Source organism: Vibrio bivalvicida (assembly GCF_001399455.2).
Classification (GTDB): Bacteria; Pseudomonadota; Gammaproteobacteria; order Enterobacterales; family Vibrionaceae; genus Vibrio; species Vibrio bivalvicida.
On record NZ_LLEI02000053.1, the window covers coordinates 194119 to 206401 of the forward strand.

General features: G+C 45.9%; 11 protein-coding genes. All 11 read left to right on the forward strand.

Annotation, left to right across the window (positions count from 1 at the left end; all coding sequences use genetic code 11):
• Positions 1 to 31: 31 nt before the first annotated feature.
• The 11 genes from sixA to APB76_RS17555 all read left to right on the forward strand — a co-directional run bounded on the left by sixA (position 32) and on the right by APB76_RS17555 (position 12265).
• Entirely contained in the window at positions 32 to 496 is a 465-nt protein-coding gene (sixA, locus tag APB76_RS17505; RefSeq protein ID WP_054961334.1) for a phosphohistidine phosphatase SixA, read from the forward strand.
• Between the two features lie 160 nt (positions 497 to 656).
• Entirely contained in the window at positions 657 to 2750 is a 2094-nt protein-coding gene (gene flhA / locus APB76_RS17510; protein WP_049846706.1) for a flagellar biosynthesis protein FlhA, read from the forward strand.
• Positions 2751 to 2779: 29 nt separating this feature from the next.
• Positions 2780 to 4261, forward strand: coding sequence for a flagellar biosynthesis protein FlhF (flhF, locus tag APB76_RS17515; RefSeq protein WP_054961335.1), 1482 nt, complete (start codon positions 2780 to 2782; stop codon positions 4259 to 4261).
• A gap of 13 nt (positions 4262 to 4274) precedes the next feature.
• Complete coding sequence (locus APB76_RS17520; protein WP_049846708.1) at positions 4275 to 5162, forward strand: MinD/ParA family protein; 888 nt, start codon at positions 4275 to 4277, stop codon at positions 5160 to 5162.
• Positions 5155 to 5889, forward strand: a complete 735-nt coding sequence (locus tag APB76_RS17525; protein ID WP_049846709.1) for an RNA polymerase sigma factor FliA — start codon at positions 5155 to 5157, stop codon at positions 5887 to 5889. Before APB76_RS17520 ends, APB76_RS17525 begins: the two co-directional genes overlap by 8 nt.
• A 45-nt stretch (positions 5890 to 5934) precedes the next feature.
• Positions 5935 to 6303: a chemotaxis response regulator CheY gene (gene cheY / locus APB76_RS17530; RefSeq protein WP_019277848.1), complete on the forward strand. Its 369-nt coding sequence runs from the start codon at positions 5935 to 5937 to the stop codon at positions 6301 to 6303.
• A gap of 39 nt (positions 6304 to 6342) precedes the next feature.
• Entirely contained in the window at positions 6343 to 7062 is a 720-nt protein-coding gene (locus APB76_RS17535; protein WP_049846710.1) for a protein phosphatase CheZ, read from the forward strand.
• Positions 7063 to 7071: 9 nt separating this feature from the next.
• Complete coding sequence (locus tag APB76_RS17540; RefSeq protein WP_049846711.1) at positions 7072 to 9309, forward strand: chemotaxis protein CheA; 2238 nt, start codon at positions 7072 to 7074, stop codon at positions 9307 to 9309.
• 24 nt (positions 9310 to 9333) lie between these two features.
• Positions 9334 to 10455 carry a protein-glutamate methylesterase/protein-glutamine glutaminase gene (locus APB76_RS17545; protein ID WP_049846712.1) on the forward strand — a complete coding sequence of 374 codons (1122 nt, stop codon included), beginning with the start codon at positions 9334 to 9336 and terminating at the stop codon, positions 10453 to 10455.
• A gap of 9 nt (positions 10456 to 10464) precedes the next feature.
• On the forward strand, positions 10465 to 11241 hold the full coding sequence (locus APB76_RS17550) for a ParA family protein (protein ID WP_049846713.1): 777 nt from the start codon (positions 10465 to 10467) through the stop codon (positions 11239 to 11241).
• Positions 11234 to 12265: a chemotaxis protein CheW gene (locus tag APB76_RS17555; protein WP_054961336.1), complete on the forward strand. Its 1032-nt coding sequence runs from the start codon at positions 11234 to 11236 to the stop codon at positions 12263 to 12265. The genes APB76_RS17550 and APB76_RS17555 overlap by 8 nt, the downstream gene beginning before the upstream one ends.
• Positions 12266 to 12283 lie beyond the last annotated feature (18 nt).

The window sequence follows — 12283 nt, forward strand, 5'->3', positions numbered from 1 at the left end:
GAAATAAAGCGGATAGTATTAGGAAAATGCCATGAAAATTTTCATCATGCGCCATGGGGAAGCCGAGCACTTTGCTCAATCCGATGCCCAGAGAGAGCTAACAAACAACGGTAGAAGTGCTTCTGTTGCTGTCGCCCGTGCCTGTGTTAAAAGAGGTTTCTCACAGTTTGATAAAGTGCTTGTAAGTCCATACATTAGAGCCCAACAGACTTGGCAAGAGATCTCGGAGTGTTTCAGTTCCGACCAAGTGGAAATTTGTGATGAGATCACGCCATATGGCGACTCGGAGCAAGTGGCAGACTATGTATCGGCCCTTATTGATGTACATCGCTATGAGCGTATTTTACTGGTGTCGCATTTACCTCTTGTCGGATATCTAACAGCTGAGTTTGTGCCTGATCTTGCCCCGCCAATGTTCCCGACCTCTGGGCTCACATGCATAGAGTATTCTTTAGAGAAGTTAACGGGCGAAGTTGCTTTTAATATTCAACCGTAGCGACTGAGTTTGGCCAACTTGTGTTGGTCATATGTTTGCTGAACACAAACTCCCCTTGCGCTGAGTTATTGCGCAGCCATTAATTTGACAGAGTTGCTGGACTAGATATTGCATAGCTAGTCCAAGTTCTTCTTTTTCAGACTATTGTAGCTACTCAACTATGAAGTTTTCTCTGCCGTTTACGGACAAATTGCCTCCAATCCCTCAACGTGCGATGCCCGCTGTTGGCGCGCCAGTTATGGTATTGTCGACATTGGCAATGGTTATTCTGCCAATTCCAGCATTTTTGCTCGATTTGTTCTTCACCTTCAATATCGCGTTAGCGATGGTTGTCTTACTGGTGACGGTATATACGCGTCGACCACTTGATTTTGCTGCTTTCCCCACGGTGTTACTTATCTCGACGCTTCTGCGTTTGGCGTTAAACGTCGCATCAACACGTGTTGTTCTTCTCTATGGTCATGAAGGGTCAAGTGCGGCAGGTAAGGTGATTGAAGCCTTTGGTAGTGTGGTTATCGGTGGCAACTATGCTGTTGGTCTGGTTGTTTTCCTTATCTTGATGATCATTAACTTTATGGTTGTAACCAAAGGTGCAGGACGTATTTCGGAAGTGAGTGCACGTTTCACCTTGGATGCGTTACCGGGTAAGCAGATGGCTATCGATGCCGATTTAAATGCTGGACTCATTGATCAAGACCAAGCAAGAACAAGGCGTCAAGAAGTTACTAAAGAAGCAGATTTCTACGGTTCTATGGATGGTGCTTCGAAATTTGTAAAAGGAGATGCCATTGCCGGTATCTTGATTTTGTTTATCAACATTATCGGCGGTCTTTCTATCGGTATGATCCAGTATGACCTTGGCTTCAAGGAAGCACTGCAAATCTATACTCTGTTGACCATTGGTGATGGTTTGGTCGCACAAATCCCATCGCTACTCCTTTCCATTGGCGCGGCGATCATGGTTACACGCCAAAACACTGATGAAGATATGGGTCAACAGGTTGCCTTTCAAATGTTTGACAACCCGAAAGCACTCATGATTACCGCGGGCATACTCGGTGTGATGGGGCTAGTACCTGGCATGCCGCACTTTGCTTTTTTACTACTTGCGCTTATTGCGGGTGGTGGTGCTTACTGGATCTTCCGCAAGCAGAAGAAAGCGGCGGAAGAGCCAAGCACTCAAGCGACGACAGAGCAAGAGACAACAACGCCGAAAGAACTATCTTGGGATGACGTTCAGCCTGTTGATATTATTGGACTAGAGGTGGGATATCGATTAATTCCATTGGTGGATAAAGACCAAGGTGGTGAGTTATTAGAACGCGTTAAAGGGGTGCGTAAGAAGCTTTCCCAAGACTTCGGCTTTTTAATCCCTGCTGTACACATTCGAGACAATCTAGAGCTTACGCCCAACAGTTATCGTATTACCTTGATGGGTGTCGCAGTTGGTGAGGCAGAAATTCGACCAGATATGGAGTTGGCGATTAACCCAGGTCAGGTTTATGGAATGATTGAAGGCGAGCCGACCATCGATCCTGCTTTTGGCCTCGAAGCCGCTTGGATTCGAGAAGAGCAACGTGAGCATGCTCAAGCACTTGGCTATACAGTGGTTGACTCTTCAACGGTGTTGGCGACTCACCTTAGCCAACTACTGACTAACAATGCTTCTCAGCTTATTGGCCATGAAGAAGTTCAGAACCTACTCGAAATGTTGGGTCGAAGCACGCCTAAGCTAGTAGAAAGTTTTGTACCGGATCAGCTTCAATTGGGCGTGGTAGTGAAAGTGTTGCAAAACCTGCTTAATGAAGCGGTACCAATCCGAGATATTAGATCTATTGTTCAAACCTTGTCCGAATACTCAAGTAAGAGTCAAGAAGCTGACATTCTTACGGCTGCAGTGCGCATCTCGTTAAAACGATTAATTGTCCAGGAAATCAATGGGATAGAGCCTGAGCTGCCAGTCATTACTCTTATTCCTGAGCTGGAACAAATATTGCATCAAACAATGCAGGCTTCAGGCGGGGAATCGGCGGGAATTGAGCCAGGCTTAGCAGAACGACTACAATCATCATTAAGCCAAGCGACACAAGAGCAAGAGCTTAAAGGTGAACCAGCGGTACTTCTAACCTCTGGTGTACTACGTTCTACGCTAGCTAAGTTTGTCAAAAATACGATTCCTTCATTAAGAGTTCTCTCTTATCAAGAGGTCCCTGACGAGAAACAAATTCGCATTGTTCAAGCGGTTGGAAACTAGAATGGATGCGTTGAGATACGGTACTTAATTTGAAGATTAAACGATTTTTTGCCAAAGACATGCGCAGCGCCTTACTCCAAGTTAAAGGGGAGTTAGGTGATGACGCGGTGATCATGTCAAATAAAAAAGTCGCGGGTGGTGTAGAGATCGTTGCGGCTGTCGATGGTGCTGAAGGAGTTAAGCGCCAAAGTAACGGCTATAACTCAAGTCCTCGCCATAACAATACTCGCCAGGCCCCTGCAAGTATTCCTACTCCAAACCAACGTACATTGGACGATGATCGAGTCAGTTTGCAAACTCAAGCCGATTCTGGTCGCTCTATGACTAAGCGTTTTGCCACTATGCTTAAGCAATACAGCACAAATGGTGCCGATGCTGTCGAGCAAGAGGGCAGCGATAACCAAGACTCACTTTCAGCGTTGCTAAAAAGGCAGTCAGCGTCACGTGATCCGTCTCGAGATAATGTACAGCTCAAAGAAGATTCGCCACTTGCGCGTTTAATTGCTGAAGATCGCCGGGTAGATAAGCCAGCCGCCAAATTAGATCCAACGCGTTATGAAAGACAGCGTCGTGAAGAGCCTCCGGTCTCAAGTGAAGACTTGGAAGAGATGAAAGAAGAGATGACGTCAATACGTCAGCTTCTAGAACATCAAGTTTCGGGCCTGATGTGGCAAGAGGTAGAGCGTCGAGAGCCTCTGCGAGCCATGTTAATCAAACGTCTTGAGCGCATGGGTGTTTCATCTGACCTTGCTGATCAGCTTGCTTGCTATATACCGGAAGACACACCTCCGACTAAGGCATGGAAAGCATTACTCGGATTGGTGTCAGATCAGATCCCTATTTCTCGACAAGATATCTTAAAACGAGGTGGTGTGGTTGCTTTGCTCGGGCCTACTGGTGTGGGTAAAACCACCACTGTTGCAAAACTGGCGGCACGCGCCGCAATGGAGTACGGCTCAGATAATGTGGCACTGGTTTCAACAGATACTTATCGTATTGGTGCGCATGAGCAATTAGCGATTTATGGAAGAATTATGGGTTGTCCTGTAAAAGTCGCTAAAGATTCCAATGAGTTAGCCGATGTAATATATCAATTACGAAATCGTCGCCTAATTCTAGTTGATACCGCAGGTATGGGGCAGCGTGATGTAAGGCTGTCTGAGCAATTAGATACGCTTATGCATGAAAGCGGAGAAATGATCCACAGCTACTTAGTTTTGCCTGCAACGGCGCAACGAAAGGTACTGCAAGAGACCATTGACCATTTCAAACGTATTCCGTTGTCTGGTTGTATTATGACTAAACTAGATGAATCACTGAGTTTAGGTGAGTTTGTCAGCGTAGTTGTACAGAACTCTTTACCCGTTGCCTACATAGCGAATGGACAACGAGTTCCGGAAGATATTGTGATAGCGCAACCTAAATATATGGTCGCAAAAGCAAACGAATTATTAGAGAAGTCGACAGAAGATGAACCTCACTACTGGAATAGTGAAGCGGAGAGGTTCTAGGCGGCGGACGATTATGACTAAAAATATGATACAAGACCAAGCAAGCGGATTACGCCGCTTAACACAGCCATCATTGACCAAGGTTATTTCGGTAACGGGTGGTAAAGGCGGTGTTGGTAAATCAAACGTAACGTTGGGCATGGCAATCTCAATGGCGCGCCAAGGCAAAAAAGTCATGGTATTAGATGCTGACCTTGGGTTGGCCAATGTCGATGTAATGCTCGGTATTCGGCCAAAGCGCAACCTAGGCCATGTGCTTGCGGGTGAATGTGAACTTAAAGATGCGATTGTAGAAGGTCCGCACGGTATTAAGATCATTCCAGCGACATCTGGTACTCAATCAATGACTGAGCTATCTCACGCTCAACATATTGGTCTAATTCGAGCCTTTGGTAGCTTAGAAGACGAAATGGACGTATTGCTGATTGATACGGCAGCGGGTATTTCCGATATGGTTGTGAGTTTCTCTCGAGCTGCGCAAGATGTTGTTATTGTGGTTTGTGATGAACCTACGTCAATCACTGATGCATATGCTTTAATTAAGTTGCTGAGCAAAGAACATCAGGTGCAACGTTTTAAAATCGTTGCAAATATGGTCAGAAGCTATCGAGAAGGCAGAGAATTGTTCGCAAAGTTGACCTTGGTCACAGAGCGATTCTTGAATGTGAGCCTAGAGCTCGTAGCATGTATTCCGTTGGATGATAAAGTTAGACAATCTGTTAAGAAACAAAAGATTGTTGTTGACGCGTTCCCAAGATCTCCGGCGGCACTAGCAATTGGTTCATTGGCAAATAAAGCGCTGACATGGCCAATTCCTAAAACACCGAGTGGACATCTTGAGTTTTTTGTAGAACGCTTACTAAATAGACCTGAGATGCTAGAGGAACCATTTGGTGAATAAGGCTTTGACTTATGAACAGTATGCGAATCAAAACAGCCAACGAGCATTTCTAGAGAAATACTCGGTGCTGGTGAAGCGCATTGCTCATCATTTACTAGGGCGCCTACCGCCTAGTGTACAAGTGGAAGATCTTATTCAGGCGGGCATGATCGGTTTGCTCGAAGCGCAAAAAAACTACGATGGCAGTAAAGGCGCTAGTTTTGAAACATATGCTGGCATTCGTATCCGAGGTGCTATGCTTGACGATATACGTCGTGGGGATTGGGTTCCTCGGTCAGTGCATAAGCATAATCGTGAGGTTAGTCAGGCGATCTCCACTCTAGAAGGTTTACTGAATAGAGATCCTACTGATGCAGAAGTTGCACAGCAGCTAGGAATAAGCCTTGACCAATACCATACTATTTTAACGGATATAAACTGTTCGCGTTTGATTGGAATCGAAGATCTCGGAGTGTCAGAAGATTCAATTTCTCCCGAAGATGCCGATGAAGATAATCTTCCATTTCAGGGTGTGGCAGACGAGTTTTTCCGAAAAGCGCTAGTAGATTCAATTAAATCGCTTCCAGAACGTGAAGCCCTAGTACTTTCGCTTTATTATGATGAAGAGTTAAACTTAAAAGAAATCGGTGAGGTGATTGGTGTTAGCGAGTCACGCGTTAGCCAAATACTAAGCCAATCAATGCAGCGTCTACGCACAAAGTTAAGTGCATGGACAAATAATGAGTAAACATCACTGATCTCGAACTCAGTGGAGGCAATTTTGAATAAAAACATGAAAATCCTTATTGTTGATGATTTTTCAACGATGCGTCGTATTGTTAAGAACCTACTGCGCGATCTTGGGTTTAACAATACTCAAGAAGCGGATGATGGCTTAACGGCGTTACCTATGCTGAAGAAAGGGGAGTTCGACTTCGTCGTGACAGACTGGAATATGCCAGGTATGCAAGGTATTGACCTTCTAAAGCATATTCGAGCGGACGAAGAGTTGAAGCACTTGCCGGTGTTGATGATTACTGCAGAAGCTAAACGTGAGCAGATCATCGAAGCTGCGCAAGCCGGTGTTAATGGGTACATCGTTAAACCATTCACCGCTGCAACACTAAAAGAAAAACTAGATAAAATATTTGAACGTTTATAAGTCAAGGTATTGACTTAAGGCGCTAAAGGCCAATTCAGAATGATTTCATTAGAACAGGCAAAGCAACTCGTAGAGATGTTGGAAGCAGGTCAGCAGCAAGAAGCGGATCTTCTTGTCAAAGATATCTACCAAAACAACTCAAATCCAATGTTTCAAGAAATTGGGGAGTTGACTCGTGATTTACATGAGTCAATCAAACATTTCAGCGTGGATGACCGTATGAGTGAGATTGCCAATGACGAAATCCCAGATGCAAGGGATCGCCTCCAATACGTCATTGACAAAACAGAGGTAGCTGCAAATAAAACAATGGATGCAGTTGACCGCTGTATGCCAATAGCGGACAACCTCCATGAAGGACTGCTACAAGTTCGCCCTCAATGGAATGAACTTATGCATGGTCGAATTGAGCTAGCTGAGTTTAAGGCGCTCTGTCATCGTATTGACGATTTGCTCGGTGAAGTGGAAGGAGACAGTTCTGAACTTCGAGGGCAATTAACCGAGATTCTAATGGCTCAAGACTTTCAAGATCTGACAGGTCAGATTATTCGCCGTGTGATTACCTTAGTCGATGAGGTCGAAGGTAGGTTAGTCGAAATACTTACGGCGTTTGGTTCGAGTCAGCTGGAAGAAAGCACGAATAACAAGAACAAAGCATCTACGGATCCTGAAGGTCCGATCCTTAACCCTCAAGAAAGGGATGATGCCGTTTCATCACAAGACGAAGTCGACGACTTACTCTCAAGTCTTGGGTTTTAGAGGTAACATATGAGCTACGATTTAGACGAAGACATCCTACAGGACTTTTTAGTCGAAGCAGGGGAGATACTAGAACTTCTCTCTGAGCAGTTGGTCGAGCTGGAAAACAATCCTGAAGACAAAGATCTCCTCAATGCCATTTTCCGTGGGTTTCATACGGTAAAAGGTGGGGCGGGGTTCCTAGCGTTAACAGAACTCGTTGATACCTGTCACGGTGCAGAAAACGTGTTCGATATTTTGCGAAATGGACAGCGCTCCGTTACCGCAGGCCTGATGGATACCATGCTTCAAGCCTTAGATACGGTTAATGAACAATTTCAAGCCGTTCAAGATCGTGAACCTCTGCCTCCAGCAGAGCAGTCTCTGCTCGACGAGCTACATCGATTATGTAAGCCTGAGTCTGAAGATGAAGTTGTAGCAGATGCTCCTGCTGTTGTTGAAGAGGCAGTAGTTGCAGAGCCTGTTATCGAAGAGCCTGTTCAAGTTGAAGCTCCTCAAACTGAGGTTTCATCTGGTTCTATTGATGAAATCACACAAGATGAATTTGAGAAGTTGCTTGATGAGTTGCATGGTTCAGGCAGCGCGCCTGGTTCTGCGGCAGGTGAAGCAACGCCTCCACCATCCACGCCACCTCCTGCTGCACCGAGCGCAGACTTGAGTGGTGATATTACCGATGACGAATTTGAGAAGCTGCTCGATGAGTTGCATGGTTCGGGACAGGGTCCTGGTAAAGGCGAGGCGGCACCAGTCGCTCCGGAGACGCCAGCAGCAGCGCCACCCCCACCTCCACCTTCTCCTGCAGCGGGGGCTGGAGACAGCGACTTGATGACCGATGCCGAGTTCGAGAAACTACTCGATGATCTTCACGGTTCGGGCAAAGGTCCTTCGATTGAAGAGCTTGATGCTGCGACTAAACCTGTAGCGGCAAATCCAGCTCCTCAGCCAGCACCAACACCTAAGCCTGAATCTAAGCCGGCTCCTGTAGCTCAAGCAGCACCAAAAGAAGCACCTAAACCGCCAGCGAAGAAAGAAGCCGCTGTACCGGCAGCGCAGGCTAAGAAACCTCAGGCTGAAGCTACAGTACGTGTTGATACATCTACTCTCGACACCATCATGAACATGGTGGGCGAGTTGGTATTGGTGCGCAATAGACTACTTAGCTTAGGATTAAATAGCGACGACGAAGAAATGGAGAAGGCGGTTGCGAACTTAGATGTGGTCACTGCCGATCTGCAGGGCGCGGTAATGAAAACGCGTATGCAGCCAATCAAAAAAGTATTTGGTCGTTTCCCTCGCGTGGTACGAGACCTTGCGCGTAGCCTGAAGAAAGATATTAACCTAGAGATGCGTGGTGAAGACACAGATCTAGATAAAAACCTAGTTGAAGCACTAGCTGACCCATTGATTCACTTGGTGCGTAACTCGGTTGACCACGGTGTTGAAATGCCTGCAGATCGTGTTGCCGCCGGTAAGTCTAAAACAGGTAAAGTGATTCTGTCTGCATCTCAAGAAGGTGACCATATTGAACTCGCTATCGTCGATGATGGTGGCGGCATGGACCCAGACAAATTACGTGGTATCGCAGTTAAACGCGGTATCATGGATGAAGATGCCGCGTCACGATTGACTGATAAAGAATGTTTCAATCTTATCTTTATGCCAGGCTTTTCAAGTAAAGAACAAATCTCTGACATTTCAGGTCGTGGTGTTGGTATGGACGTTGTAAAAACAGCGATCAATACCCTAAACGGTTCAATTGATATTGATTCTGAAATGGGCAAAGGCACCAAGATTACCATCAAGGTACCATTAACACTTGCTATCTTACCGACGCTGATGGTTGGTGTTGCCAATCACCCATTTGCGCTTCCGTTGGCAAGCGTAAACGAGATTTTCCATTTAGATCTGAGTCGCACTAACGTGGTTGATGGTCAGTTAACCATTATTGTGCGTGAAAAATCGATTCCACTTTTCTATCTACAGAACTGGTTGGCACCTCAAGCAGGTCAAGTTGAGTTGCGTAAAGGTCACGGTCATGTAGTGATTGTGCAAATTGGTAGCCAGCGTGTTGGTTTTGTAGTGGATACACTTATCGGTCAGGAAGAGGTGGTGATTAAGCCGCTAGATAACTTACTACAAGGTACACCGGGTATGGCTGGTGCGACCATTACAAGTGATGGTCACATTGCACTTATCTTAGATGTGCCAGATTTGCTTAAGCAGTATGCTGCTGCTTCTCGAATCTAAATCGCGAAATATAGAAGGACAAATATGGCGATCAAAGTATTAGTTGTAGATGATTCGAGTTTTTTCCGTCGTCGCGTAAGTGAAATCATTAACTCTGATGCACGTTTAGAGGTGATTGATGTCGCGACTAACGGTAAAGAAGCAGTAGATAAAGCGTTGCGAATCAAGCCTGATGTCATAACCATGGATATCGAAATGCCTGTCATGGACGGTATTACCGCGGTTCGCGAAATCATGGCAAAAAGCCCAGTGCCAATTTTGATGTTTTCGTCATTGACCCATGATGGAGCGAAAGCAACGCTCGATGCGCTTGATGCCGGAGCGTTAGACTTTTTGCCCAAGAAATTTGAAGATATCGCTCGTAATCGCGATGAAGCCGTCACTTTGCTGCAGCAGCGCGTGATTCAAATCGCGTCAAAACGTGCAATGATGCGCCGCAGCATGCCAAAGCCCACGACGACAGCCAAGCCAGCTTCTCAGACTGCTACTGCGCGTTCATCGCTCCGCCCTTCCCCAACATCACCTGCCTCGAAACCGCCTGTAGCGACGCGTTTTAAAGCGAGTGGTAAAAAGTATCAGCTAACCGCAATTGGTACGTCAACTGGCGGGCCAGTTGCATTACAAAAAATCCTGACCAAGTTGCCAGTCAATTATCCACACCCAATTGTGCTGATTCAACATATGCCAGCAACCTTTACCGCAGCATTCGCTAGCCGTTTGAATTCTCTGTGTAAGATCCAAGTAAAAGAAGCGGCTGACGGTGATGCGCTGAAGCCAGGGGTCGCTTATTTGGCACCTGGTGGAAAGCAGATGATGATCGAAGGTCGACCAGGTTCTGCCAAGCTGCGCATCATTGATGGTGGAGAGCGCATGAACTACAAGCCATGTGTTGATGTTACTTTTGGAAGCGCAGCAAAAATCTATTCCGACTCAGTCTTATCTATGGTGTTGACGGGAATGGGAGCAGATGGTCGTGAAGGTGCGCGTATGTTGAAAGGTGCAGGCTCAACCATATGGGCTCAAGATGAAGAGAGCTGCGTTGTTTATGGCATGCCGCAAGCGGTTGCAAAAGCGGGTATATCCACAGAAGATTTGCCGCTAGAGAGAATTGCTGAACGTATGTTAGTCGAAGTCGGTCTAGCATAGAGGTTATAGATGATTGTTTGGAGCATAGCAAACCAAAAAGGCGGGGTCGGTAAAACCACAACAACCATTACGCTAGCTGGCTTACTTAGCAAGCAAGGTAAGCGCGTTTTACTGGTTGACACGGATCCACATGCTTCGCTAACTACTTACCTAGGCTATGACTCGGACAGTGTGCCTGTTAGCTTATTCGATTTGTTTCAGTTAAAAGAGTATACCGAACAAACGGTTATGCCACTTGTGATGCAGTCTGATATTGAAGGTATAGATTTGATTCCGGCTCATATGTCTCTGGCGACGTTGGATCGTGTTATGGGTAATCGTAGCGGTATGGGTCTTATCCTCAAGCGCGCGCTCCTCGCTATCAAGGAGCGCTATGATTACGTGCTGATCGATTGTCCGCCAATTCTTGGTGTGATGATGGTTAACGCCTTGGCAGCAAGTGACAGAATCCTTATCCCCGTACAGACAGAGTTCTTGGCAATGAAAGGCCTAGAACGAATGATTCGCACTTTGGCAATTATGCAAAAGTCGCGCAATAAATCATTCAATGTCACGATTGTGCCAACCATGTACGATAAACGAACACGAGCGTCATTGCAGACTTTGCAACAGCTTAAGAAAGATTATCCAAGTCAGGTATGGTCGTCAGCCGTACCAATTGATACTAAATTTAGGGATGCTAGCTTAAAGCATTTACCTGTGTCCCATTTTGCATCGGGCAGTAGGGGGGTGTTTGCTTATAAGCAACTGTTGATTTATTTAGAGAGGTTAGCGATTGATGACTAACCACTCTTCGCTTTCAAGTGAACAAGCATTAGATGACTACTTTTCTGCTTTATTAGAAGAGTCTCTCGACGTAGAGGTAAGTGAAAGCACGCAGGAACAAACGCCAGAGTTGTCTGTAGTCCCTGCCGCTGGTACTGAACTTGATGAAGAGTCTAACCTAGACCCGATGGTTCAATCAGTAGAAGAAAAAAGCTATTACCAACTTCCAACTGAAGAGGTTGAGGTCCCTAACCTAGAAGATGTTGAACGTCTGTTAGAGCAGTTAGAAAACACCAACCCAGTTGCTGAGCTAGAACTTGAAGAGGTGATGGAGAAAAACACAGCTGATATTGCTCAAGTTCAGACAGAAATTGCCGTTGAAGAAGAAGAGATTCAAGAGTGGGTTGTTGAAGAACCCGAAATTTTGGTTGAAGAGCCAGAACCTAAGGTTGATGTGCCCGACCTTGATGAAGTTGTCGCTGAACCAGTGATATCTGAGCCAGACGTAGCAGTCGATGCCAGTATTGAAACTGAGCAGGACCTTGAAACACAGGCTGGTGGCAGTGAGATTGGTGTTTGGCACTCAACGCAACGAGATGTTGACTTTCAAGTGCTCTATTTTGATGTCAATAGCGTGACTTTTGCAGTCCCGCTTGATGAGCTAGGCGGTATTCATAGAATAGCCGAGCTAAACCATTTAATTGGCCGTCCAGATTGGTACTTAGGGTTACAGACCAGCCGTGAAGCGCAATTAGATGTTGTAGACACTGCAAAATGGGTGATGGCTGAGAAGCTACAAGACGACAGTTACAAAGAGCAGTACCAATATATAGTGATGCTAGGTGCAAGCATGTGGGGCCTAGCATCAACACAGCTAATGGGTACTGAAGCTTTAAATCCAGAAATGGTCCGCTGGCGAGAAACGGCAGGAAAACGCCCTTGGCTTGCTGGTATGGTAAAAGAAAAAATGTGTGCTTTGATCCACGTTGAAGCATTGATAGCTATGCTTAATGCAGGACTTGATGTTAAAGCATTAGATAATTAGAACATTTGTGCCGATTTA

Coding starts and splice junctions, on each gene's coding strand:
- sixA (WP_054961334.1), top strand. CDS start 32: ATGAAAATTTTCATCATGCGCCATGGGGAAGCCGAGCACTTTGCTCAA.
- flhA (WP_049846706.1), top strand. CDS start 657: ATGAAGTTTTCTCTGCCGTTTACGGACAAATTGCCTCCAATCCCTCAA.
- APB76_RS17520 (WP_049846708.1), top strand. CDS start 4,275: ATGACTAAAAATATGATACAAGACCAAGCAAGCGGATTACGCCGCTTA.
- cheY (WP_019277848.1), top strand. CDS start 5,935: ATGAAAATCCTTATTGTTGATGATTTTTCAACGATGCGTCGTATTGTT.
- APB76_RS17535 (WP_049846710.1), top strand. CDS start 6,343: ATGATTTCATTAGAACAGGCAAAGCAACTCGTAGAGATGTTGGAAGCA.
- APB76_RS17540 (WP_049846711.1), top strand. CDS start 7,072: ATGAGCTACGATTTAGACGAAGACATCCTACAGGACTTTTTAGTCGAA.
- APB76_RS17545 (WP_049846712.1), top strand. CDS start 9,334: ATGGCGATCAAAGTATTAGTTGTAGATGATTCGAGTTTTTTCCGTCGT.
- APB76_RS17550 (WP_049846713.1), top strand. CDS start 10,465: ATGATTGTTTGGAGCATAGCAAACCAAAAAGGCGGGGTCGGTAAAACC.
- APB76_RS17555 (WP_054961336.1), top strand. CDS start 11,234: ATGACTAACCACTCTTCGCTTTCAAGTGAACAAGCATTAGATGACTAC.